At 74.0% G+C, this 23634-nt stretch carries 18 protein-coding genes; 12 read left to right on the top strand and 6 right to left on the bottom strand.

All coding sequences use genetic code 11. The features are described from left to right. The 8 genes from ACFYP4_RS06850 (at position 1) to ACFYP4_RS06885 (ending at position 9840) form a co-directional block, all read left to right on the top strand. Entirely contained in the window at positions 1-1233 is a 1233-nt protein-coding gene (locus ACFYP4_RS06850) for a glycosyltransferase (RefSeq protein WP_358849868.1), read from the top strand. Beyond that, entirely contained in the window at positions 1230-2663 is a 1434-nt protein-coding gene (locus tag ACFYP4_RS06855) for an exopolysaccharide biosynthesis polyprenyl glycosylphosphotransferase (RefSeq protein ID WP_358849867.1), read from the top strand. Before ACFYP4_RS06850 ends, ACFYP4_RS06855 begins: the two co-directional genes overlap by 4 nt. A 52-nt stretch (positions 2664-2715) precedes the next feature. Beyond that, a complete protein-coding gene (locus tag ACFYP4_RS06860) occupies positions 2716-4062 on the top strand; it encodes an O-antigen ligase family protein (RefSeq protein WP_388783844.1) in 1347 nt (448 codons plus the stop codon). Continuing rightward, entirely contained in the window at positions 4059-6083 is a 2025-nt protein-coding gene (gene murJ, locus ACFYP4_RS06865; protein ID WP_388783415.1) for a murein biosynthesis integral membrane protein MurJ, read from the top strand. The genes ACFYP4_RS06860 and murJ overlap by 4 nt, the downstream gene beginning before the upstream one ends. Positions 6084-6138: 55 nt before the next feature. Next, a complete protein-coding gene (locus ACFYP4_RS06870) occupies positions 6139-6831 on the top strand; it encodes a polysaccharide deacetylase family protein (protein ID WP_388783418.1) in 693 nt (230 codons plus the stop codon). Next, complete coding sequence (locus tag ACFYP4_RS06875; protein WP_388783420.1) at positions 6831-7961, top strand: glycosyltransferase; 1131 nt, start codon at positions 6831-6833, stop codon at positions 7959-7961. The genes ACFYP4_RS06870 and ACFYP4_RS06875 overlap by 1 nt, the downstream gene beginning before the upstream one ends. Then, a complete protein-coding gene (locus ACFYP4_RS06880) occupies positions 7961-8629 on the top strand; it encodes a lipopolysaccharide biosynthesis protein (protein WP_358849864.1) in 669 nt (222 codons plus the stop codon). The genes ACFYP4_RS06875 and ACFYP4_RS06880 overlap by 1 nt, the downstream gene beginning before the upstream one ends. Positions 8630-8748: 119 nt before the next feature. Further along, a complete protein-coding gene (locus tag ACFYP4_RS06885; RefSeq protein ID WP_388783847.1) occupies positions 8749-9840 on the top strand; it encodes a GNAT family N-acetyltransferase in 1092 nt (363 codons plus the stop codon). A gap of 64 nt (positions 9841-9904) precedes the next feature. On the opposite strand, the gene ACFYP4_RS06890 is transcribed toward ACFYP4_RS06885, so the two are convergent. Continuing rightward, complete coding sequence (locus ACFYP4_RS06890; protein WP_388783423.1) at positions 9905-11302, bottom strand: glycoside hydrolase family 26 protein; 1398 nt, start codon at positions 11300-11302, stop codon at positions 9905-9907. A 164-nt stretch (positions 11303-11466) separates the two neighbouring features. Between ACFYP4_RS06890 and ACFYP4_RS06895 the strand changes: the two genes are divergently transcribed. Further along, the gene (locus ACFYP4_RS06895; RefSeq protein WP_388783426.1) at positions 11467-12774 is read left to right on the top strand and encodes an ATP-grasp domain-containing protein; all 1308 of its coding nucleotides are present in this window, start codon (positions 11467-11469) and stop codon (positions 12772-12774) included. After that, positions 12774-14039, top strand: a complete 1266-nt coding sequence (locus ACFYP4_RS06900; RefSeq protein WP_388783850.1) for an FAD-dependent oxidoreductase — start codon at positions 12774-12776, stop codon at positions 14037-14039. Before ACFYP4_RS06895 ends, ACFYP4_RS06900 begins: the two co-directional genes overlap by 1 nt. Positions 14040-14084: 45 nt before the next feature. Here ACFYP4_RS06900 and ACFYP4_RS06905 read toward each other — a convergent pair whose 3' ends face one another. The 3 genes from ACFYP4_RS06905 to rdlA form a co-directional block, all read right to left on the bottom strand. Further along, positions 14085-14876 carry a chaplin gene (locus ACFYP4_RS06905; RefSeq protein WP_358849861.1) on the bottom strand — a complete coding sequence of 264 codons (792 nt, stop codon included), beginning with the start codon at positions 14874-14876 and terminating at the stop codon, positions 14085-14087. Between the two features lie 102 nt (positions 14877-14978). After that, positions 14979-15236 (bottom strand): chaplin, encoded by a 258-nt coding sequence (locus ACFYP4_RS06910; protein WP_358849860.1) that lies wholly within the window; start codon positions 15234-15236, stop codon positions 14979-14981. Between the two features lie 227 nt (positions 15237-15463). After that, entirely contained in the window at positions 15464-15856 is a 393-nt protein-coding gene (gene rdlA, locus ACFYP4_RS06915) for a rodlin RdlA (protein ID WP_358849859.1), read from the bottom strand. Between the two features lie 249 nt (positions 15857-16105). Here rdlA and ACFYP4_RS06920 point away from each other — a divergent pair, with 249 nt between their 5' ends. Then, positions 16106-16498: a rodlin gene (locus ACFYP4_RS06920; protein ID WP_358849858.1), complete on the top strand. Its 393-nt coding sequence runs from the start codon at positions 16106-16108 to the stop codon at positions 16496-16498. A 74-nt stretch (positions 16499-16572) separates the two neighbouring features. Here the strand turns inward: ACFYP4_RS06920 and ACFYP4_RS06925 are convergent, their stop codons facing one another. Continuing rightward, a complete protein-coding gene (locus ACFYP4_RS06925; RefSeq protein WP_388783431.1) occupies positions 16573-18498 on the bottom strand; it encodes an AMP-dependent synthetase/ligase in 1926 nt (641 codons plus the stop codon). A gap of 271 nt (positions 18499-18769) precedes the next feature. Between ACFYP4_RS06925 and ACFYP4_RS06930 the strand changes: the two genes are divergently transcribed. Then, positions 18770-21979 (top strand): glycoside hydrolase family 2 TIM barrel-domain containing protein, encoded by a 3210-nt coding sequence (locus ACFYP4_RS06930; RefSeq protein WP_358849856.1) that lies wholly within the window; start codon positions 18770-18772, stop codon positions 21977-21979. Here ACFYP4_RS06930 and ACFYP4_RS06935 read toward each other — a convergent pair. Beyond that, the gene (locus tag ACFYP4_RS06935) at positions 21976-23532 is read right to left on the bottom strand and encodes a von Willebrand factor type A domain-containing protein (RefSeq protein ID WP_388783434.1); all 1557 of its coding nucleotides are present in this window, start codon (positions 23530-23532) and stop codon (positions 21976-21978) included. The genes ACFYP4_RS06930 and ACFYP4_RS06935 overlap by 4 nt on opposite strands. Positions 23533-23634 lie beyond the last annotated feature (102 nt).

The raw sequence follows: 23634 nt of genomic DNA on the forward strand, positions 1-23634 counted from the left end.
ATGCCACTGCCACCGACCGACCCAGCGACGCGGGTCCTGCATGTCACCCAGCCCGTCGACGGCGGCGTCGCCCGCGTCGTCGCGGACCTGGTGCGGGCGCAGCTCGCCGCCGGACTGCACGTCACGGTCGCCTGCCCGGACGGCGGCGGTCTCGCCGACACGCTCCGGATGCTCGGCAGTGACGTACGGCCGTGGCGGGCGACGCGTTCGCCGGACGGCGGGCTGGCGTCGGAGCTGTGGCAGCTCGGCAGGATCGTCGAGGAGACGCGGCCGGACGTGCTGCACGCGCACAGCGCCAAGGCGGGACTCGCGGTGCGACTCGCCCTGCGGGGCCGGCTGCCGACCGTGTTCCAGCCGCACGCCTGGTCGTTCGAGGCGGTCGGCGGTGTCACCGCCTCGCTCGCGCTGCGGTGGGAGCGGTGGGGGGCGCGCTGGGCCACCCGGGTGGTGTGCGTCAGCGAGGCGGAGCGCAGGACCGGGGCGCGGGCCGGGGTGGCCGGCCGGTGGCGGGTGATCCCCAACGGCGTGGACCCGGCGCGTTTCCGTCCGGCGGACGCGCGGGCCGTGCGGTCCGGGATCCCGCTGCTCGCCGGGGCGGGCGCCGGGAGTCCGCTGGTGGTCTGCGTGGGACGGCTGTGCCGACAGAAGGGGCAGGACGTCCTGCTGGCGGCGTGGAACTCGGTGGCCCGGCGGATGCCGGGAGCTCGCCTGGTGCTGGTCGGGGACGGCCCCGACGGCCCCGAACTGCGCGCTCGGGCCCCCGCATCCGTGCTGTTCGCCGGGGCTGCCGCGGACGCCGTGCCCTGGTACCAGGCCGCCGACCTGGTGGTGCTGCCGTCCCGCTGGGAGGGGATGGCGCTGGCGCCGCTCGAGGCGATGTCCTGCGGGCGCCCCGTCCTGATCACGGACGTCGACGGCGCCCGCGAAAGTCTTCCGCCCGGGCTCCAGGACCGGTGCCTGGTACCCGCCGAGGCGCCGGGCCCGCTGGCCGACGCCCTCTGCGGTCTGCTGTCCGATCCACCGCTGCGCGAGTCGCTCGGCCGTCGGGGGCGTCGCCATGTCCTGGCCACGCACGACGTGCGGCGCATGGCCGACGCGGTCACGGCCGTGTACGGCGAGCTGCTCGTCGCACAGCCCGCCAGTCGCCGCAGGGCGTCCGCCGGGCACGCCGAGCGCGCGGAGTTCGCCGCGCGCGGGGCATACAACGAGTGCAGGGAGTCCATCCACACGTGACTGCGGAAAGCACCGTTCCCTCCCCCGGCACACAGCCACGGGAGCACGGATTCTCGCCCGTCTCGGTCATCCCTCCCCGCGAGGCCGCCGACGGCTTCAGATTTCCCGCCGACCGGCGGACCTTCGTACGGCGCACCTCGCGCTGGCCGCTGCCCGCCGTGGACGCCGGTGCGGCGCTGTGCGCGTCCCTCGCGCTGACCGGGACGCAGCGGCACCCGCTCCTCGTCGGCCTGTTGCTGGCCGTGGTGGTCGCCCTGAACGGGCACGCGTCGCTGTACCGGCCGGCCGCCGTGCCCGCCGTCCTCGACGAACTGCCCGCCGTCTGCGCGCGTGTCGCGGTGGGCTGGTGTGTGCTGGCGGCCCTGGTGGCCGCGCTCGCGCCGGCCCACGCGCTGTCCGTGAGGACGCTGGTACTGGGGTGCGTGCTCCAGTCGGTGGCGAGCTGCGCGGGCCGCGGCACGGTCCACTGGCGGCGGCGCAGGGCCCTGGTCCGGCATCCCGGAGCGGCCCTGGTGATCGGCCACGCGGCCACGGCGCAGCGGGTGGCCGCGGCGTTCCTGCGGCACCCGCGGTGCGGGGTACGGCCGGTGGGCATCGTCGACCGGCAGCCGTCCGGGGGCGAGGGGCTGCCGGTGCTGACCACCGGCGAGGAGGTGCAGCGGGCGCTCATCCAGAACGGCGTCCAGGACGTCCTCGTCGTCGGACGCCGCGCCGAACACACTCCGCTGCTGCGCGCGTTGGGCGAGTCCGGGTGCGCGCTGTGGGAGGTCGACGCCGACTCGCCGTCGTACGACGTGCACGGCGAGCGGCTCGCCGGGTTCTCCTGCCGGCGCGTCAGCGTGACCGGGCCCCGGGGCAGCGCCGGGAAGCGGCTGCTCGACGTGCTGGTCTCCGGGGCGCTGCTGCTCGCGGTCAGCCCGCTGCTGCTGGTGTGCGCGGTCGTGCTGCGGCTGGCCGACGGGCCCGGGGTGGTCTTCCGGCAGGAGCGCATCGGCAAGGACGGGCGGCCCTTCACGCTGCTGAAGTTCCGCACCCACCGCCCCGTCGACGCACATGAGGCGGCGACCCGGTGGAGCGTGGCGAACGCGCACGAGATGAACCCGTTCTGCCGCTTCCTGCGCCGCACCTCGCTGGACGAGCTGCTCCAGCTGTGGAACGTCCTGCGGGGCGATATGAGCCTGGTCGGCCCGCGTCCCGAACGCCCCTACTTCGTCGCCCAGTTCAGCCAGACGTATCCCGGTTACGCGAGCCGTCACCGGATGCGCACCGGCGTCACCGGGCTCGCCCAGGTGCACGGGCTGCGCGGGGACACCTCCATCGAGGACCGCTGCCGCTTCGACAACGCGTACATCGACGACTGGTCGCTGTGGCAGGACGTCTGCATCCTGCTGCGCACCGCGGTCGCGGTCGTCCGTCCGACGGGGAGCTGAGCCGGTGACCGTCAGGTGGACGCCCGTCGTGCCGGTGCTGGCGGTGGTCGCGATGCTCGCGCTGCCGGTGGCGCCCGGCGGCGAGGGCGGCGCGACGGCCGCGGACGCCGTCTCCGGGCTCCTCGTGATGTACTGCGTGATCCGTCTCGTACGGGAGCGGCGGCGGCCCCTGACGCGGACGGCCGCGGTGATCCTGGCAATGCCCGTGGCCGGTCTCGCGGTCGCGGCTCTCGGGGCGGCGTCGCCGGGGGCGGGGCTCACCGGGTTCGGCCGCTATCTGCAGATCTTCGTGCTGGTCCCGGCCGCCGTGGTGCTGCTGCTGCGGGACCGGCGCGACTTCCGGCTCCTCGTTTGGGCGTTCGTCGCCCTGGCGCTGTGGCAGGGCGCGATCGGGGTGCACCAGTACGCCACCGGGACCGGCGCCTCGTACATGGGCGAGGAGATCCGGGCCGTGGGCACGTTCGGGGCGGCGGACGTCATGGGGATGGCGACCGTGGTGGCGTTCGGGCTGGTGTGCGCGGTCGGGACGGCGCTCGGGACCGGACCGGCCCGGCAGCGGGCCGTCGCGGCCGCGTGCGCGCTGACGCTGCTGGCGCCGCTCGCGCTGTCCTTCAGCCGCGGCGCGTGGATCGCCACGGCGGTGACGGTCGCGGCGCAGCTGGCGCTGGCGGGGATGCGGCGCGCGCTGAGGGTGGGCCTGGCCGTCGTCGCCGTGGCCGTCGTCCTGGTGGGCGGGGTCGGGGTGGGTACGGCCATGCTCCAGGAGCGGATCACCAGCATCACGCAGGTCACGGACGCGCCGGACCGGTCGGTGACCGACCGCTACACGATGTGGGCCGCCGCGGTCGGCATGTGGCGGGAGCACCCGGCGGCCGGGGTCGGCCTGAAGGGTTTTCCCGAACACCGGGACGGGCACGCCTCGTTGGCGCTGTCGTCGGGCAGCGACACGGAGGGCGCGGGTGCCGCGTTCCGCAGGCAGCCGCTGCTCTCGCCGCACAACATGTACCTGCTGGTCCTCAGCGAGCAGGGCCTCATCGGGCTGCTGGCGCTGGCCGGGAGCTGGCTGGCGCTGCTGGTCTGCGCGCTGCGCGGGCTCGTCCGGGTCCGGCGGCGGGACCCGGCCGGTGCGGCCCCCGGCGGCGGGCCGGGGAGCGGGCACGGGCTCGACTGCGCGCTCGTCTCCTGCGGGCTGCTGATCTGGCAGCTGGTCGACTTCGCGTACGGCGACATCGGCGGGCCCTCGACCGTGCTGACCGCCGTCTGCTTCGGGCTCGTGGCCTGGTGGGCGCTGATGGATCCCGCCTCCGCGGCGCCGAGCGCCGTCGCCGCCGGGCCCGGCGGTGCCGCCGTCCGGCCGGGCGTGACGGTGGGTCCCTTCGGGGGAGCCGCGGCGCGATGAAGGTGACACCACCCCGGTCCGACGACGCGACGACGGTACCCGCGGCACGCGGCGCTTCCCCGGCCGCCGGTACGGGTGCCGATACCCGTGCCGGTACTGGCGCCGGTACTGGTGCCGGTGTGGGTGCCGATACCCGTGCCGGTACTGGTTCCGATACCCGTGCCGGTACTGGCGCCGGTACTGGTGCCGGTGTGGCCGCTGGTGCCGGCGCGCACACGGCCGCCGGCCCCGGCGACGCGGACGCGGTGGCCGGTACGGGCGCGGGCACCGGTACCGCCGCGGACGCGGTGGTGGTCGCGCCCGCCGGTTCCTCCTCGCAGCGCTTCCTCGCCAGGGCCGCTCTCGTCACCGTCGGCCTGTCCATCGTCGGCGCCCTGCTGGGCCTCGGCCGGGACCAGGCGCTCGCACGCCTCTTCGGGGCCGGCAGCGAGACGGACGCGTTCCTGATCGCCTGGACCGTGCCGGAGTTCGCGGCGACGCTGCTGATCGAGGACGGGCTCGCCTTCGTCCTGGTGCCGATGTTCAGCCGGGCCGTGGCCCGCCGGGCGCGGGGGGCGGCCGGGGACCCGGTGCGCTCGCTGGTCTCCGGCACACTGCCCCGCCTGACCGCGGCCTTCACCGCGACGGCCGCGCTGCTGATCGCCGGGGCGCCGTACGTCGTCGAGGTGCTGGCGCCCGGGCTGCCCGACCCGGGGCTCGCGGTGGACTGCACGCGGCTGACGGCGACCTGTGTCCTGAGCTTCGGGCTGGCCGGCTACTGCAGCGCGGCCCTGCGCGCGCACCGCCGGTTCGTCGCGCCCGCAGCCATCTACGTCGCGTACAACACCGGCATCATCACCGCGATGTTCGTGCTGGGCGGACGCTGGGGCGTGCGGTCGGCGGCGGCCGGGGTCGCGGTGGGCGGCGTCCTGATGGTGCTGGCGCAGGCGCCGTCGCTGTGGCGGCAGCTCCGGGGGCGGCCGGGCGACGGCAGGCACGGCAGGCGGGACGGGGCGGCCGACAGCTCCCCGGACCGGCCCGCGCCCGGTCCCGTAACGGCACACGGCTCCCCCGACCGTCCCGCGCCGGGCACCGGGAACGCCGACCGTCCCGCGCCGGGCGCCGGCACCGACGGTCCCGCGCCGGATTCCGGGAGCGACGACGGGTCCGCCGCGCGCTCCATGGACCTGGTCCTCGTCGCCGCGGTCCTGCTCTTCGCCCTGTTCCGCCAGTCGCAGGTACTCGTCGAACGCTTCCTCGCCTCCTCGCTCCCCGCCGGGGCGATCTCGCATCTGAACTACGCCCAGAAGGTCGCCCAGATGCCGATGGTGCTGTCGCTGATGCTGTGCACCGTCACCTTCCCGGTGGTGGCGCAGGCGATCGCGGAGGGCGACACCGAGCGGGCCCGGGACCGGGTGGAGCGCGATCTGGCCGTCGTGTCCTGCACCGTCCTGCTCGGCGCCGCGGCGGTCGTCGCCTGCGCCCCGCAGATGATCCAACTGCTGTTCGAGCGAGGAGCGTTCGGCGCCCAGGACACCGCGGCCACCGCCGCCGTCATGCGCGTGTACACCCTCGGCCTGCTCGGCCACACCCTCGTCGGCGCGCTCGTCCGTTCGTACTTCTCGGCGGGCCGGCCCACCTGGTACCCGATGTACGCGATGGCGGCGGGGATCGCCGTCACCTGCGGCGTCGGCGCGTGGGCCGTCGGCCCCTGGGGCGTGTGCGGGATCGCCGCAGCCAACGCCCTCGGCATCACCCTCTCCGCGCTGCTGCTGCTCTCGGGCATGGGGCGGCGCGGGGTGCCGATCCGTACCCGGCAGGTCGTGGCCGAGATCGGCCGGCCGGTGCGCGCGGCGGTGGCCGCGGCTGCCGCGGGGGCCTTCTGCGCGAGCCGCACGGACTCCCCGCTGCCCGGTCTCGCCGTCGGCGGCTCCGCCGTCGTCGTCGTCTTCGTCCTCGTGGCCTGGGCGCTGAACGCCCGGGCCGTCGCACCCGCCCTCCGCTCCGTGACCCGAAGGCTTCCCTATGTCCGTTTCCGCTGACCCGGCACGAGTTCGACGTCCCTCCGGACACACCGGCACTCCCCCGTGGGTGGCGATGTACCACTCCGTGGGCGACTGCTCCGACGACCCGTACCGCATCACCGTCTCGCCCGACCGACTCGACCGGCAGCTCGGGCTGCTGCGCCGGCGCGGACTGCGGGGCGTGAGCATGGGCGCGCTGATCGCGGCCCGGGCCCGGGGCGAGGGGCGGGGCCTGGTGGGCCTCACCTTCGACGACGGGTACGCCGACTTCGTCGAGCACGCCCTGCCGTTGCTGCGGCGCCACGACTGCGGGGCCACCCTCTTCGTGCTGCCCGGCCGGCTGGACGGCGACAACGCGTGGGACCCGCTCGGCCCGCGCAAACCGCTGCTCGGCAAGCAGGGCATCCGCGTCGCCGCCGCCTCCGAGGGCATCGAGATCGGCTCGCACGGCCTCACCCACGTGGATCTGACCCGGGCCGACGACACGCTCCTGCACGCCGAGGTCGCCGACAGCCGAGCCCTGCTCTCGGACCTGATCGGCGCCAACGTCGACGGCTTCTGCTATCCGTACGGCACGGTCGACCGGCGGGCCGTCGACGCCGTACGGGCGGCGGGCTACCGCTACGCCTGCGCGATCGACCCCGGGCCCCTGACCGGCCCCTTCGCCCTGCCCCGCGTCCACGTCGGCCAGAACGACACCGCCGTGCGCCTGCTGCTCAAGCTGAAGCTCCACCGGCTGCGCCGCCGCCCCGCCGAGGGGGTCTGATGAAGGCCCTGCACGTCATCACCGGCCTCGGCGTCGGCGGCGCCGAACAGCAACTGCGCCTGCTGCTGCGGCACCTGCCGGTCGACTGCGACGTGGTGACCCTCAGCAACCCGGGCAGCGTCGCTGACGGTCTCGCCGACGACGGTGTCCGCGTCATCCACCTCGGCATGACCGGCAACCGCGACCTCTCGGCACTCCCCCGGCTGGTGAGGATCATCCGGGCGGGAGGCTACGACCTCGTCCACACCCACCTCTACCGGGCCTGCGTGTACGGCCGGATCGCGGCCCGGCTCGCGGGCGTCAAGGCCGTCGTCGCCACCGAGCACTCCCTCGGCGACTCGCAGATGGAGGGACGGGCGCTCAGTACGGGCGTCCGCGCCCTGTACCTCGCCAGCGAACGGCTCGGCAGCTCCACCGTCGCCGTCTCCCCCACCGTCGCCGACCGGCTGCGCCGCTGGGGTGTGCCGGGGCCGCGCATCGAGGTCGTGCCGAACGGCATCGACGTGAGCCGTTTCCGCTTCGACCCGGTGCTGCGCGCGCGCACCCGCCGCCGGCTCGGGCTGCCGGCGGGCGCGTACGTCGTCGGCGGCGTCGGCCGGCTCACGGCGGGCAAACGCTTCGACGTCCTGGTCCGGGCGCTCGCCCGGCTCCCCGAGGACTACTGGCTGCTGCTGGTCGGCGGCGGCGCGGAGGAGAGCGTCCTGCGGCGCGTCGCGCAGCGCGCGGGCGTGGCGGACCGTGTCCTGCTCACCGGCGAACGCCCCACGGGCGGCCTCCCCGGTGCCGACCTTCCGTCGCTGATGGCGGCGATGGACACGCTCGCCTCACCGAGCGCGGAGGAGGCGTTCGGACTCGCCGTCGTCGAGGCCCTGGCCGCCGGACTGCCCGTGCTGTACGTGTCCTGCCCGGCGATCGAGGACCTGCCGCCCGGCGCTGCGCTCGGCGCACGGCGGGTGCAGGGCGGCGCGGAGTCGTTCGCCCGGGCGCTGGAGAAGGTCCGCGCCGAGGGCCCAGGGCCGCGCACCGCGCCCGAGGCCGCCCACCACTACTGCATCACCCGCAGCGCCGCCCAGCTCATGGACGTGTACGCGGCCGCGGTGTCCCGCACCTCTCTGGGAGTGAGTTCCTGATGACCGACAACCACACCGGCTCCCACCGCTCGGCCGCCCGGCCCGGCCCGGCCATGTCCCGGGCGCGGGCCCTGCCGGCGTGGGCCCTGCTCGCGGGCGGCGCCCTGCTCGGCGCCCTGGCCGGTGGCACGTACGGCGTGCTGACCCCCGCGACGTACACGGCGACCAGCTACGTCGTCGTCGTACCGACCGGGCAGGCGGACCCGGCGTCGGCGCTCGGCTTCGCGCAGGCGTACGGCCGGGTCGCCACGCAGCTCGCGGTGCTCGGCGACGCCCAGGTGTGGGCCGGGGTGCCGGTCGGGACGCTCCAGGAGAGTGTGCGGACCGCGACCTCGCCGGACGCCCCGATGGTCTCCGTGACGGCCACCTCCTCGCGTCCGGACCTGGCCGCCGACATGGCCAACGCCGTCTCGCGCTCCCTGACCCGGCACGCGAACGACACCAAGGGCAGCACGCACGTGGAACTGCTGCAGTTCTCGCGCGCGGTGAAACCGGCCGAGGCCTCCTCGGCGCCGCCCGCGGTGACGGGGCTGGTCGGCGCCGCCGCGGGCGGGCTGCTGGGAGGGCTCTCGCTGCTCGTCCGGCCCCGGCGGGCGGCGGACGACGCCGCGCGCCCCGCGTCCGTGCCGAGCCCGGCCGTCGCCGCCGACGCGCACGGACAGCTGTGAGCGCCGGGCAGCCCGCCGGCGTCACGGCCGCCGGTACCACCACCGGGCCGGCTCCGGGCACCGTCCCGGGCCCGGCGCCCACCCCGGATTCCGGCACCGAGGGCGGCACCCGCGGCGCCCTGGCCGCCGAACTGGTCACCGGAGCGGACGAGTTCGCGCAGCTGGGTCCGGCCTGGGAGCGGCTGTACCGGCGGTGCTCGGCGGCCACCCCGTTCCAGAGTCACGCCTGGCTGCACTCCTGGTGGCTCTCGTACGGCTCCCCGCGCGCGCTGCGGCTCGTCGTGGTCCGGGAGGGCGGCGAGCTGCGCGCCGTCGCGCCGCTGATGCGCGTACGCCGGCCGCTGCCCGTCCTCGTACCGCTGGGCGGGGCGGTCTCGGACTACGCCGACGTGCTGCTGGACGACGAGCACGCCGACCGGGCGGCACCCGCGCTCGCCGAGGGGCTCGCCGCGGCCGCCCGCACCGCCCTGATCGACTTCCGCGAGGTGCGTCCGGGCGGCGCGGCCGAGCGGTTCTACGAGCAGTGGAGCGGGCCGCGGCGGCGTGAGCGGGACTCGGTCTGCATGGAGCTGCCCGCCCTGCCGATGGAGGAGCTGCTGGACCGGCTGCCACCCCCGCGCGCCCAGCGGGCCCGCTCCAAGCTGCGCAAACTCGCCGCCCTCGGCGTCCGGCACCGCGTGGTGGGCCACGACGGTGTGGAGGCGGCACTGCACCGGTTGCTGGAGCTGCACCGGCTCCAGTGGCAGGGCCGCAAGGTGACGTCCGAGCACCTGCGGCCCCGGTTCCGCACCCATCTGGTGCGGGCGGTGGGCCGGATGGTCCGCTCCGGCGACGCGCTGGTGACCGAGTTCCTGCTCGACGGCGAGGTCATGGCGGTCGATGTCACCCTGCTGTCGCGGCGGCTCGCGGGCGGCTACCTGTACGGCTCCGATCCACGGCTGCGTGAACGGAAGGCCGACGTGGCCACGATGCTGCTGCACGCGACCGCGCAGGAGGCGGTCGGCGGCGAACGGCGGGTGCTGAGCCTGCTGCGCGGCGCCGAGTCGTACAAGCACCGCTGGCGGCCCGAGACGGTCGTCAACCAGCGGCTGCTGCTCGCCCGCCGCCGGACGGCGCCGCTGCTGGCGGTGGTCGCCGTCGGTGTGGCCGCCCGAGGAATCTGCCGGGACCTGGTGCACCGCTGGAGGGAGCGCGGTGGCGAGGGATCCTGAACGAAGCGCCGACCTCCGGGAGTCACCTCGTGGGGGGAGCGCCCGGCGGGCGCTCCCCCGGCGGTCACCCGTTGCGCGACCACCAGTCGAAGCGGAGGCAGAGCTTGCCGCCGATCCAGTACTCGGCCCAGTCGCCCAGTTCCACCGGCGAGCAGTTCACCGGACGCCCGGGGGTCGGAGTCGGGGCCGTCGGGGGTGTCTTCGTCGGCGGTGCGGTGGGCTCGGGTGCCGGATCGGTGCGGCCGGAGAGCATGTCCCGGTAGATCTGCGACGCCTTCGGGTTGTCGGCGCACTGCCACACGCCGTGCGGGCAGTAGTCGGTGACGGTGTGGTAGAGCGGCTGGTGCTCGTCCATCCACGTGAGCATGCGCTTCATGTACGTCGCGTTGTCGCCGTTGCGGAAAAGTCCCCATTCCGGATACGAAATGGGCTTGCCGTGGGCCTCCGCGAAATCCACGTGCGCCTGAAGGCCGTAGGGCTCCGTCACCTGTTCGTCGAATGACATACCCCGCGGCTGGTCGTACGCGTCCATACCGATGATGTCGACCGTGTCGTCCCCGGGATAGCACTGCGTCCAGGGAATGGCGTCCCGGCCCCGGTTCGGAGTGAAGTCGAACCGGAATTTCTGGCCCGGCACCGAGCGCATGGTCGTGACAATTCTGTTCCAGTACTTCTTCCACGCCTCCGGATCGGGACCGCAGCGATGGGTGTACGTGATGCCGTTCATCTCCCAGCCGAGCACCACGACGGTGTCCGGCACCTCCAGCGCGACCAGCCGCTCGGCCAGCACGCGGAAGTGCTTGTCGTAGGCGCCGGACGCGCCCTCGGCCAGCAGTCGCCGCACCTCGGCGTCGGAGACGTGCTCCTCGTTGCGCTCCATCATGGGGACGTTGAGGACCAGGAGCCGGTCGGCCTTCGCGCCACGCCAGTCCGCCCAGGCGTCGAGGAAACCGGGCGGTCCCTCGATGTTGCTCCAGCGGTCGCCCGGCAGGTACGTGTGGGCGACGCGGAGTTCGGCGCCGCCCAGCCACTCGCTGAACCGGGCGATCCGGGCCACGCCCTGGGGGCCGTAGTCAAGGTAGGCGCCGAAGGCGGGCCGGGGAGCCGTGGGCCCCGGCTCCGAGGGCGCGGTCGTCCCGCTCTGCGGGAGGGGCGGTGGGGTGACCGGCGGACCGACCGGTGGGGTGGCGGGCGCGGGAAGCGTCACCGGGCCCGTGACGGCGGGCGCCGGCGCCGCGGCGGGTGGTGTCGGAGCAGGTGGAGTCGGGGCCGGTGGAGTCGGGGCGGGTGGTGTCGGGGCGGGTGTCGCCGAGGCTGGTTCCGGCACCGGGGGGTCGGCGGCCCCTCGTGGCCCCGCACCCACCGCGTGTCCCGGTCCCGACGCCAGGGCGAGCGACGCGACGATCGCGGCCGCGACGAACGCCGACCGTCCGGCCCGGGGCCGTCGTTGCTGTGCGGCCATACCTGCTCCTCTCTCCACGCTTCTGGGCTGTCTCTCCGGCGAGATGTGCCGTCCTGCGCTGTGCCGGCCACTGACACTCAGTCATATAAATGCGAATTCCGCCAACCGAGGTGCCGGAATTCGCGTGCTCCGATCACCCGCACGGGTGAGCCGAACTGAAGGAAATGCCCGTGTCGCTTCTCGACAGCCGCGTCCCCGCCGTTCTTCTGCGGATCGACCGGAATCCCTTTCACCACGGCACACTGGGTGCGGTGCGCTCCCTCGGGCGGGCGGGTGTGGACGTGCACGTGGTCGCCGACTGCGCCGGAAGTCCCGTACGCAGGTCGCGATTTGTGACCGAGCTTCATCCGCCGCCACCGCCCGGCGCGTCCCGCCGCGACATCGCCGCCACGCTGCTGCGGGTGGCCCGGCGGGTGGCGCGTCCCGCCGTCCTGATCCCCATGGACGACGCGAGTGCCGTCGCGGTGGGCCATCTGCGCGAGGAACTGACGCCGGGTTACCTGCTGCCGCGGCAGCCGGGCCCGCTCGCGGAGTCCGTCGCCGACAAGGCGGAACTGGCCGGCCTGTGCGCCCGTACGGGCATCGCCCACCCGGTGACGCTGGTCCCGGACAGTGCCGCGGAGGCGGCGGCGGCGGCCTGGCGGCTCGGGATGCCCGTGGTGGCGAAGTGGAGCCGCCCGTGGCTGGTGCCGGCCGGAACCGGGCTGCGCAGCACGGTGATCGTGCGCTCGGCGCAGCAGGCGCAGACGCTGTACCGGCGCTCGGCGGAGGCGGGCAGCCGGCTGCTGTTCCAGGCATTTCTGCCGCCCGGGCCGGACCGGGACTGGTTCTTCCACGGGTACGCCGACCGGTCGGGGGCCGTGCGGGCCGGCGGTCCGGGCCGCAAGCTGCGCGCCCAGCCGCGGGGCGCGGGCCTGACCGCCGTCGGCCAGTGGATGCCGAACCCGCGGGTGCAGGAGCTCGCCGAGCGGCTCGCCGGGGAACTGGGCTACCGCGGCATCTTCGATCTCGACCTGCGCCGGGAGGGCGCGGCCGGTCGCTATCACCTGCTCGACTTCAACCCCCGCCCCGGCGCCCAGTTCCGGCTCTTCACCGACGCCTCGGGCCTGGACGTCGTACGTGCCCTGCACCTGGACCTCACGCAGCGTCCGCTGCCGGACCCGGCGCCGCGGCCCGGGCGGACGTTCGTCGCGGAGAACTACGCCCCGCTGACCGCGCTCGGTACGCGGCCCGGCGGGCGGGAGCTGGCCTGGCACGCCCGCGACGACCCGGCACCCGGGATCGCGCTGTGGGCCCTGTGGTCCCGGCATGTGGCGGCGCGCCTGCTGGACCGGGCGCCGGGCACCGCGACCGTGCCACGGCTTCCCCGGCCCGCGCGACCGCCGGACACCAGGAATCCGTTGCCCGATGACGTGAGGCCGGTGTGCGACGCGCGTCCGCCGGCCGACGACGAGAAAGCGAGTACGTGCTGATGTACGACCTGCTGGTGGTGGGGGCCGGTCCCTACGGCCTGTCCATCGCCTCCCATGCCGCGGCCGCCGGGCTGAGCCTGCGCGTCTTCGGCAGACCCATGGCGTCGTGGCGGGACCACATGCCCCGCGGCATGTTCCTCAAGTCCGAGCCGTGGGCGTCGAACCTCTCCGATCCGCAGGGCCGGCTGCGGCTGGACATGTACTGCGCCGGGCAGGGGGTGCGGGCGCGGCACGGGGAGCCGATCCCCGTGGAGATGTTCGCCTCGTACGGCCTGTGGTTCGCGCGTCACGGCGTGCCGGGCGTCGACGAGCGCACGGTGACGCGCGTGCACACCGTCCCCGGAGGTTTCGAGGCGGTCACCGAGGACGGCGAGGTGCTGCGGGCGCGGACGGTGGCCCTGGCCGTGGGTGTCCTGCCGTTCGTCAAGATCCCGGCGGCGCTGCGCGGCCTGGACCCCGAGTACGTCTCGCACAGCAGCCACCACGGTGACCTCGCCCGGTTCCGGGACCGGGACGTCACGGTGGTCGGCGGTGGCCAGGCGGCGCTGGAGACGGCGGCGCTCCTGGCGGAACAGGGCACCCGGGTGCGGGTGCTGGCCCGCGCGGACCGGCTGCGCTGGAACGAGGTGCCCCCACCCTGGGAGCGCCCGTTGCGGCAGTCGCTCCGCGCCCCGCACAGCGGCCTCGGCTGCGGCTGGCGCAACTGGTTCTACGCCGAGCGTCCGGGTCTCTTCCGCAGGCTCCCGGCGCCGACGCGCGCCCGTGTCGCGGCGACGGCCCTCGGCCCGGCGGGCGCCTGGTGGGTGCGCGACCGGGTGGAGCCCGCGGTGGAGGTGCTGCTGGGGCGGGAGGTGCTGGCGGCGCATGACGCCAGGGGCCGGGTCCGCCTGGAGACGGTGAGCCGGGCCGGTGAGCTGACGGTCCTGGAGACGGAGCACGTCATCGCGGCCACCGGGTTCCGGGCGAGCCGCGAACGGCTCGGGCTGCTGGCGGACGACGTCCGCGGCGGCCTGGTAACGATGCCGGACGGATCGCCCTACGTGGGGCGGGACTTCGAGTCGTCGGTGCCCGGGCTCTTCATGGCCGGGCTGGTGACGGCGGCCGGCTTCGGGCCCGCGATGCGCTTCGTGCACGGTGCCTCGTTCACGGCGGGCACGCTGGTGCGCGGCGTGCGCCGACGGCTGCACGCGGGGACGCGGGACGGGCGGGTCCCGGCGCCGGCACTCCGCTTGCCGGACGGGGCGCTGGACACCGCAGGGCGGTGAAACGGGCTTGGGTGCCGGGCAGGCGCGTCCGGCACCCAAGAGCACCTACCGACGGGGCGCCACTCGGCTTCGCCGGTACAGGACGGCCCCGCCGATCAGCAGCGCGGCACCGGTGGCCCCGGCGGCGAGCACGCCCTCACCTCCGGTTTCGGCCAGCGAGGACGAGGCCCCGTGGGGGGCGTCGCCCGGTCCCTCCGGCGTGTCGGCGGGGGGCTTGGCCCCTGTGTGCTCGGGAGGGGCGACCGGCGAGTCACCTGGCGGCCGCTCGGACGGCGTGTGCGGGTGGCTGTCGTGCGGGTGCCGGTGCGGCGGGGTGCCCCCGGCCTCCTGGCCGCAGCGGTTGCCGAACGCCGGGTTCAGCAGGGCGATCACGTCGACCGTGTTGCCGCACACGTTCACCGGTACGTCCACCGGGGCCTGGGCGTTGTTGCCGCTGCCGACTCCGGGCGAACCCTGCGCGACGCCGTGCGCCGAGGAGCCGGAGTGCCCGTGCGAACCCGGCGCGTCCCCGTACCCGGCACCCTCGCCGTAGCCGCCGCCGTGGTGGGCGGGCCGGTGGGGAGCACCGTGGGATCCGTGCGCACCGCGGGGAGCGGAGATGTTGGCACACGAGTTGCCGAAGGCCGGATTCAACGCACCCACCACGTTGACGGAGTTGCCGCAGGCGTTCACCGGCACGTGCACGGGCACCGACACGTTGTTGCCCGACGCGACACCGGGCGAGTCCGACGTGGCTCCGCCCGCGTGCGAGTCCGCGAAGGCGGGGGTGCCGTACATGGACACGATGCCCGTCGCGGCCGCGGCCACGACCATTCCCCTGCTCAGAGTCTGTCGCAATGTCGTTGTCTTCCTGCTGGTTGAAGTGGGAAAGCCGGCCTTGGCACCGTGAGGTCATCCAAGGCCGGCGTGACCGAGCCGGGCGGCTGGTGCGCTCCGACGTCAGGCGTTGACGCAGGTGTTGCCGAACGCCGGGTTCAGCAGACCGATCACGTTGATCGTGTTGCCGCACACGTTGACGGGGATGTGAACGGGGATCTGGACCACGTTGCCCGACAGGACACCCGGGGACCCGATGGCGGCACCCTGCGCGTCGGCGTCGGCGAAGGCCGGGGCGCCCATGCCCAGAGCCATGATGGCGCCGGCGACGACAGCTGCGCTCTTCTTGTAATTCACGTGCTTTCCCTTCTCTGCGGTCATGCCCCTGTGACGGCCGAAACCGAGCGAGCACCTTGAAACGGCTCGCAGCACGACCTGCATGCGGTGAACGAGGACGGAGGTCCGAAGAAACTACGGAACGAAAGCCGCTTGATAATTCACTCGAACGCTCCGCACAGAAAACGACGGGGCCGGTGGGATGCACGTGGGCAGAAGCCCGGGCGGCCCGCACGGAGAGTGGCGGGCGACCCGGGCCGCACCGGGAGGTCTCAGCCTTCGCTGTTGGCGGACAGGAGCGAGATGTCCTCGAGGACGTGCGACAGGGCGCCGTCCCGCTTCGCCTGCGTCGAGTTGTCGCTGCACTGCTGGTTCAGGTCGTCCGACAGGATCGGGACGTCCTGGATCGGGACGAGGTTGAGGACGGCGACGTTGAGGTCCTCCAGCGCGAGGCACGGCTTGTTGAGCGTGCCCTGGACCAGGGACAGCTGCGGGCTCATGTCGCCCTTGGTCGTCGAGTTGCCGAAAGCCGACGTCGCGCCGTTGCCGTTGGCAACGGACGGTCCGGCGTCGTCACCGATGGCAAGGGCCTGGGGAGCAGCCGCCACCGTCATACCGATCACAGAAGCGGCGGCCGCCGCGGCGACCATAGCCTTCTTGAGCACTTCGTGTTCCTTTCCTCGTAGCGACGCACTGTCGTACTGCCTCATCAACCCGGTGTCGCAGGATTAGTTGCGGGCGTTCACCCGGTTGGCCGTCACGAGTTCGCGACAGCGACGAGAAATCAACGGTTTCAGCGGGTCGGTACACGCGTGGGGCATCGGCCGTGCGGGTGAACGGGAGAAACCATCCTTGCCAAACGGAGTTGGTCATGGCGCTCCGGTGAACGGGGTTTCTTCAGAAGGGACTGGCCAGTGATCAAGAAGGTTTTTGCCGCTGCGGCGATCACCGCTTCCGTCGTGGGTGCCTCCGCTGCCGCGGCTCCTACGGCGATGGCGATCGGTGACGACAACGGGCCGGCCATCGCGAACGGCAACGCGGCGATGCAGAGCTTCGGCAACTCGGCCACGTACGGCAACATGAGCCCGCAGATGGCGCTCATCCAGGGCTCCTTCAACAAGCCCTGCATCGGTCTGAACGACATCAACGTTCCGATCGTCAACCTCATCCCGATCCAGGACGTCCCGATCCTCTCGGACGACCTGAACCAGCAGTGCACGGAGAACTCCACGCAGACCAAGCGCGACGGCGCGCTGGCGCACCTGCTGGAGGACGTGTCGATCCTGTCCGCCAACGGCGAGAACTGACACTCCGGACGCGCGAGGGGCGGGGTCACCGACCAGGTCGGTGGCCCCGCCCCTTTTCGGGTGCCGGCGCCGTTTCAGCGCTCCTGCCGGTACAGCTCCTCGATCTCCCCCGCGTACGCCGCCACCGCCGCGTGCCGCCGGACCTTCAGGGACGGGGTCAGCAGGCCGTTGTCCTCGGTGAACTCGCCGGTGATGAGGCGGAAGGCGCGGATGGACTCGGCCCGGGACACCGCCTCGTTGGCGTAGTCCACGGCCTTCTGGACGTCGGCGCGCAGGCGGGGATCGGTCACCAGGTCGGCGAGCGGGGTGTCGGCGGGCAGGCGCCGGACGGCGAGCCAGTGGGCCACGGAGTCGGCGTCCAGGGTGATCAGGGCGGCGACGTAGGGGCGGTTGTCGCCGACGACGAGGCACTGGCCGACGGGCGGGCGGCTGCGCAGGCGGTCCTCCAGGACGGCCGGGGCGACGTTCTTGCCGCCCGAGGTGACGAGGATGTCCTTCTTCCGGCCGGTGATGGTGAGGTAGCCGTCGTCGTCGAGCGCGCCGAGGTCGCCGGTGGCGAACCAGCCGTCGCGCAGGACGGCTTCACCGGCGGCCGGGTCGTTCCAGTAGCCGCCGAAGACGACGCCCCCCTCGACGAGGACCTCGCCGTCGTCCGCGATGCGGACCGCGGTGCCGGGGACCGGGAGGCCGACCGTGCCGGGGCGGGGGCTCAGCGGCGGGACGATGGTCGCCGCGGCGGTCGTCTCGGTGAGTCCGTAGCCCTCGTGGACGATGATCCCGGCGGCGTAGAAGAAGAGGTTGAGGTTGCGGTCGAGGGGGGAGCCGCCGCTGATGGCGTAGCGCGTCCGGCCGCCGAGCTCCTTGCGCACCCGGCGGTACACCAGCAGGTCGTACAGGGCCCGGGCCGCCCTGAGGCCGGGGCCCGGGCCCTTGCCGCGCCCGGAGAGCGCGGCCAGGTGGGCCTCGCCGAAGCGGACCGCGACGCGGTCGGCCCGTTCGAAGGAGGCGCCGCGGCCGATCTTCTCGGCGGTCGCGCGGGCGGTGTCGTGGATCTTCTCGAAGAGGTACGGGACGCCCACGAGGAAGGTGGGGCGGAACTCCCTGAGCGCGGGACGGAGTTCGTCGGGCCTGATGCTCGGGCAGTGGCCCAGTTCTATCCGGGCCAGCAGGCAGGCGATCTGCAGGGAGCGGCCGAGGACGTGGGCGAGCGGGAGGAAGAGGAGGGTCGAGGCGACCTGTCCGGTGACCTCCTTGAACAGGGGGTGCAGCAGTTCGACCGTGTTGGCGGCCTCCGCGTGCAGGTTGGCGTGGGTGAGGACGCAGCCCTTGGGGCGTCCGGTGGTGCCGGAGGTGTAGCAGAGGGTGGCGACGGTGTCCGGGGTGAGCGCGGCGCGGCGCTCGGCGACCTCCTCGTCGGGGACGCCGCGGCCGGACGCGGCGAGGACGGCGAGCGCGTCCGCGTCCAGTTGCCAGACGCGCGGCGGCTCGGGATGCCCGGCGGTTCCGGCGGCCACGGCTCGCGCGTTCTCGGCGGTTTCCGCGACGACGAAGCGGGCGCCGGAGTCCCGTACGATCCAGCCGATCTGGTCCGGGGACGAGGTCGGGTAGACCGGGACGCTCTGGCCGCCGGCCGCCCAGACGGCGAAGTCCAGGACGGTCCACTCGTAGCGGGTGCGCGACATGATGGCGACCCGGCCGCCCGGTTCGAGACCGGCGGCCATCAGTCCCCGCGCGACGTCGGTGACTTCACGGGCGAACGCCGCCGCGGTCACCGGGCGCCAGGCACCGCCCTTTCTGCGGCGCAGCACGACGGCGTCGGGTGCCTCGGAGGCGTTGGTGTAGGGCAGGTCGGCGGTGCTGCCGGTGGTGGGTGCCGGTGCCAGGCGGGCGGCGCGCGCCTCGCGGACCGTGCCGGCCCCGTCCCGGATCAGCTCGATCCGGCCGCGGGTCATGGGACCGGTGCGCTGCTTGGCCCGTTTCATGTCCTTGCGTACGCCCATGGCGGCTCCCTGTCGCGGTTCGTGCGGGGTGCGGGTGCGGAGGTGCGGGGTGTGCGACGTTTCCTTACTCCGGAGTCAACTTACTCGCGCGTAACAGAAATTCAATGGGCCGCACACGTTCGTCGCCGGGGAGGGGCCGGCCGGACCTTGCCCCTCCGATGGCCTCTGCCCCTGTGCGCCAAAGGGAGTTGTGCGGCCCGTGGAGCCTTGCGTGCCGGGCGGTCCGGTTCGATGCTGGCGCTTCTTGTTGTCTTCCGTGCGGAGCCGCAGCGTGAGTGCTGACACACCGACCAGCCACCGTCCGAGCCGCCGCACCCTCCTCGCGGGTGGCGCTCTGGCGGGATGGGCCGCCCTCACCGCGCAGAAGGGAGCGTTCGCCGCGGACGCGGGGGACGCCGCGTGGGACGCGCGGCCGGGCGTCTTCCAGATCGGCCGCGAGGCGGCGCGCGCCCGCCTCGTGCCGTACGCGAGTGCCGGTGACGCGCTGCGCGGGAGGTTCACCGAGTCGCCGTACCACCGCTCGCTGAACGGGACTTGGCGCTTCCACTGGGCCCGCAACCCCGACCGGCGGCCCGTCGGGTTCGAGGACCCGGGCTTCGACGACGGCGGCTGGGACCGCATCCCGGTCCCGTCGAACTGGGAGATCGAGGGATACCCGGAGCCGATCTACCTCAACGTCAGATACCCGTGGGTCGGCTACGAGAGTCCGGCGCCGCCGCAGGTACCGCACGACTTCAACCCGGTGGGCTCCTACCGCCGTACCTTCACCGTGCCGAAGGGCTGGTCCGGGCGGCGCACGCTCCTCTCCTTCCAGGGCGTCAAGTCGGCGTTCTTCGTCTGGGTCAACGGCGAGCGGGTCGGCTACAGCGAGGACAGCTACACCCCCGCCGAGTTCGACATCAGCCGCCGGCTGCGGCCGGGGCACAACACGCTCGCCGTCGAGGTGTACCGCTGGTCCGACGGCAGCTGGCTCGAGGACCAGGACATGATCGACCTGTCCGGGATCTTCCGGGACGTGTACCTGTACTCGATCCCGCCGGTGCACGTGCAGGACCTGTTCGTGCGGACCGAACTGGACGCGGCGTACCGGGACGCCGTCCTCACGGTGGACGTCGCCGTACGCGACCGCGGCGGGGAGCGGCCGGGCGGGTACCGGGTGACGGCGGAGCTGTTCGACGCGCGCGGGCGCCGCGTGCCGGTCCCGCTGCCAGCCGGGGACGTGGACTTCGGGGACGGTGACGCGGAGGTCCGGCTGCGGGCGGACGTGGCGGCGCCCGCCCTGTGGTCCGCCGAGGCGCCGAACCTGTACACGCTGGTCGTCACGCTGGCCGACGCCGCGGGCCGGGCGGTCGACGTGCACGGCACCCGGGTGGGCTTCCGCGAAGTCGGTTACGGGCCAGGCGAGTTCACCCTCAACGGCAGGCCGCTGATGTTCCGGGGCACCAACCGCCACGAGTCGGATCCCGACCGCGGCCAGGCCGTCGACGAGGCGCGGATGCTCCAGGACATCCGCCTGATGAAGCGGTACAACATCAACGCCGTCCGCACCTCGCACTACCCGAACCACCCGCGGTGGATGGAGCTGTGCGACGAGTACGGGCTGTACGTCGTCGACGAGGCCAATCTGGAGACGCACGGGGTGCGGGACACCCTGCCGGGGTCGCTGGCCGAGTGGACCGACGCCTGTGTGGACCGGGTCCGCTCGCTCGTGGAGCGCGACAAGAACCACGCCTGCGTCGTCGTCTGGTCCCTCGGCAACGAGGCGGGCAAAGGGTCGAACTTCCAGGTCATGGCCGACTGGGTGCACGCCAGGGACGCCTCGCGCCCCGTCCACTACGAGGGCATGAACTCCGTCGCCGACGTGCACAGCGAGATGTACACCAGCCCGGCGGGCGTGGAGGCGTACGGCAGGTCCGGCAACCCGAAGCCGTTCATGCTGTGCGAGTACACCCACTCCATGGGCAACAGCGGCGGCAACCTCCGGGAGTACTGGGACGTCTTCGAGCGCTACCCGAACCTGCACGGCGCCTTCGTCTGGGACTGGACGGACCAGGCGATCCGGCTGCCCGTGCCCGGGGACGCGCGGCGCACCTACCTGTCGTACGGAGGCGACTGGCACCCCGGCCAGCCGACGGACGGGAACTTCTGCTGCAACGGTCTCGTGGCGTCGGACCGCTCGGTGCACCCGGGGCTGATCGAGGCGAAGAAGTGCTACCAGCCGGTGGGGATCAGGGCGGGCGAGCTGTCCGAGGGGACCGTGAAGGTGCGCAACAAGCACCTGTTCAGCGGACTGGACGCGTACGAACTGCGGTGGTCCGTCACCCGGGACGGCGACCGCGTGCAGCACGGCACGCTCGCCGCGCCCGCCGTCGCGCCCGGGTCGGAGGGGACCGTCCGCGTCCCGTACCGCAGGCCCGCGGCGCCGGAGCCCGGAGCCGAGTACTTCCTCGACCTCTCCATCGTCCTGCGGGCCGGGACGCGCTGGGCCGACGCCGGGCACGAGGTGGCCGCGGAACAGCTCGCGCTGGACTGGCACACGCCCGCGCGGACGGCGGCCGCGCCGCGCGGCGACCTCACGCCGGTGGAGACCGACACCGAGGTCACGGTGACCGGGCGGGAGGTGGAGGTGGTGCTCTCCAAGAAGTCCGGGACACTCTCCGCGTACACCTGGCGCGGGCGGCGGCTGCTCGTCGAGGGTCCCGTGCCGAACTTCTGGCGGGGGCCCACCGACAACGACATCGGGCGCAGGTTCCCGGCCACCGCGCGGACCTGGCGGGAGGCCGGCACCCGTCGGACGGTGACGTCGGTGAGCGTCACGCGGCCCGCGTCCGGCGAGGTCGTCGTCGAGGTCGGCTGCACGCTGCCCACCTCGCCCGGCGCCTGCACGTGGCACACCGTGTTCACCGTGCGCGCCGACGGCGAGGTGCGGGTCCGGCACACCCTCGACGCCGCGGCCGGGCTGCCGGACCTGCCCATGGTGGGTGCCCTGCTGACGGTCCCGGCCGGTTTCGAGCGGCTCGACTGGTTCGGCCGGGGGCCGCACGAGAACTACCAGGACCGCAGGACCGCCGCGTTCGTGGGCCGCTACCGCTCCACCGTCGACGAACAGATGGCGCCGTACGTCCGCCCCCAGCAGACGGGCAACATGACGGACGTACGGCGGCTGTCGCTGACCGACCGGGCCGGTGACGGGCTCTGCGTGCTCGCGGACCCGGCGGACGGCGAACCGCTCCTGGAGACCAGCGCCCTGCACCACTCGCCGTTCGACCTGGACGGGCCCCGGCACCCCCATGAGCTGAAGCGGCGGGACGAGACGGTGCTCCTGGTCAACCACCGGCAGATGGGCGTCGGCGGTATCAACTCGTGGGGCGCGGCACCGCTCGCGGAGTACGTGCTGCGCTCGGGGCGGACGTACACGTACGCCTACCGGCTGCGGCCCGCCCAGGGGCAGCCCGCTCAGGGGCAGCCGGTCGGGCGCTAGCCGCGGAGGCGTTCGGCCCGGCGGACCGCTTCGGCCAGCCGGCGCACCTCCTCGTCCTGTGCGACGGTCGCCAGCCGGTCGGCGCGGTCGGCGAGCCGGCCGAGCGAGGGGCGGGCCGGGAGCGCGGGCCGGCGGTCGTCGCCCCGGCGGAGGTCGTCGGCGAAGTAGGCGGCCACGGCGGCGACCTGGAGGCCGGGCGACGCCCTCCACAGGTCGGCGCCCAGGGAGGCCGCCTCCAGCCGGCCGGACTCCTCGTGCGGGGTGCGGTCGGCGGGGTCGAGCCAGCGGACGCTCGCGGTGGCGAGATGCCCGGAGGCACCCGGCCTGGTGCGGACGGCGTACAGGGCGGTGACGGTGTGGCCGGGGCCGACCTCTCCGCCGTCCACCCGGTCGTCGCGGAAGTCCTCGTCGGCGACCTGCCGGTCGTCGTAGCCGACGAGCCGGAACGTCTCGACCGTCGCGGGGTCGAAGGCGACCTGCGCCTTGGCGTCGCGGGCCGTGAGGTCGATGTTGCGGGGGAGTTCCTCGCAGAAGACCTTCCTGGCCTCCTCGTCGTCCGAGACGTACGTGGTGTGGCCGTCGCCCTTGTCGGCGAGGCGCTCCATCAGGGCGTCTCCGTAGTCGCTGCCGACGCCGACGCCGAACAGGGTGATGCCGTGCTCGCGGCGGGCGTCCGAGACGCGCTCCAGGATGCTGTCCGCGTCCATGTCGCCGGTGTTGGCGAGCGCGTCGGAGAGCAGGACGACCCGGTTGGTGGCACCCTCGCGCAGACCCTCCACGGCGGTGTCGTACCCGGTGCGGACGCCCTCGCCGAGGTCGGTCGAGGACTGCGGCTCCAGGCGGCGGACCGCGGCGTGGACGCGGTCGCGGTGGCCGCCGAGCCGGGTCATCGGCAGGACGGTCTCGGCCTCGTCGCTGAAGGCGACCAGGGCGACCGCGTCGTCGTCGCGCAGCCGGTCCGTCATCACCCCGAGGGAGTCCTTGGCGAGGTCCAGGCGGCCCGGTTCGGCCATGGAACCGGAGACGTCGACGACGAAGGTGAGGGCGGCGGGCGCGCGTTCGCCCTCGTGCCGTTCCTCCCGGGTGGCGAGGCCGACACGGACCAGCGACCAGTCCTCGGCGTCGGTGCGGGCGCCGTCGACGGTGACCGAGAAGCCGTTGCCTTCGGGGCGTTCGTAGTTCTGGCGGAAGCTGTTGACGAACTCCTCGGGGCGGACGGTCGCCGGGTCGGGCAGCCGGCCGTCGGCGAGGGTGCGGCGGGCATAGCCGTACGAGGCGGTGTCGACGTCCAGGGCGAACGTGGAGAGGTGGTCGGGCGACGGGGCGGCGTCACGGTCGCTGTCGCCGGTCTCCTCCCCGGGCCGCTCGCCCTGAGAGGTGCCCGGCCTCGGCACGGGGGCGGGCCGGCCTGTGCCGCCCGTACGGGACTTCGCGGCGCCGTCCGACGCCCTGCTGCCGTCGGCGCCGCCGCCGCAGCCCGTGAGCAGCAGGCCGCCCGCGAGCGTCAGCGCGAGCAGCCCCCCGCGCAGCCCCCGTATGTGGTCCATCCCCATCCGTGCCCCCTCGGTGAACGGTCCGGCTCCTGGCCTACGTCTGTGACTGTGACGTCCGAGGGGGCCGGAATGTGCGCCACGGGGCGTTGCGGATGCGTCTCG

The sequence above is a fragment of the Streptomyces sp. NPDC005551 genome, assembly GCF_042871785.1.
Taxonomy (GTDB): Bacteria; Actinomycetota; Actinomycetes; order Streptomycetales; family Streptomycetaceae; genus Streptomyces.

Excerpts from the sequence above, each read along its gene's own strand:
- murJ (WP_388783415.1), top strand. The coding sequence starts at position 4,059 with ATGAAGGTGACACCACCCCGGTCCGACGACGCGACGACGGTACCCGCG.
- ACFYP4_RS06875 (WP_388783420.1), top strand. The coding sequence starts at position 6,831 with ATGAAGGCCCTGCACGTCATCACCGGCCTCGGCGTCGGCGGCGCCGAA.
- ACFYP4_RS06890 (WP_388783423.1), bottom strand. The coding sequence starts at position 11,302 with ATGGCCGCACAGCAACGACGGCCCCGGGCCGGACGGTCGGCGTTCGTC.
- ACFYP4_RS06900 (WP_388783850.1), top strand. The coding sequence starts at position 12,774 with ATGTACGACCTGCTGGTGGTGGGGGCCGGTCCCTACGGCCTGTCCATC.
- ACFYP4_RS06935 (WP_388783434.1), bottom strand. The coding sequence starts at position 23,532 with ATGGGGATGGACCACATACGGGGGCTGCGCGGGGGGCTGCTCGCGCTG.
- ACFYP4_RS06895 (WP_388783426.1), top strand. The coding sequence starts at position 11,467 with ATGCCCGTGTCGCTTCTCGACAGCCGCGTCCCCGCCGTTCTTCTGCGG.
- ACFYP4_RS06870 (WP_388783418.1), top strand. The coding sequence starts at position 6,139 with ATGTACCACTCCGTGGGCGACTGCTCCGACGACCCGTACCGCATCACC.
- ACFYP4_RS06850 (WP_358849868.1), top strand. The coding sequence starts at position 1 with ATGCCACTGCCACCGACCGACCCAGCGACGCGGGTCCTGCATGTCACC.
- ACFYP4_RS06910 (WP_358849860.1), bottom strand. The coding sequence starts at position 15,236 with ATGACCGCAGAGAAGGGAAAGCACGTGAATTACAAGAAGAGCGCAGCT.
- ACFYP4_RS06860 (WP_388783844.1), top strand. The coding sequence starts at position 2,716 with ATGCTCGCGCTGCCGGTGGCGCCCGGCGGCGAGGGCGGCGCGACGGCC.
- ACFYP4_RS06925 (WP_388783431.1), bottom strand. The coding sequence starts at position 18,498 with ATGGGCGTACGCAAGGACATGAAACGGGCCAAGCAGCGCACCGGTCCC.
- ACFYP4_RS06880 (WP_358849864.1), top strand. The coding sequence starts at position 7,961 with ATGACCGACAACCACACCGGCTCCCACCGCTCGGCCGCCCGGCCCGGC.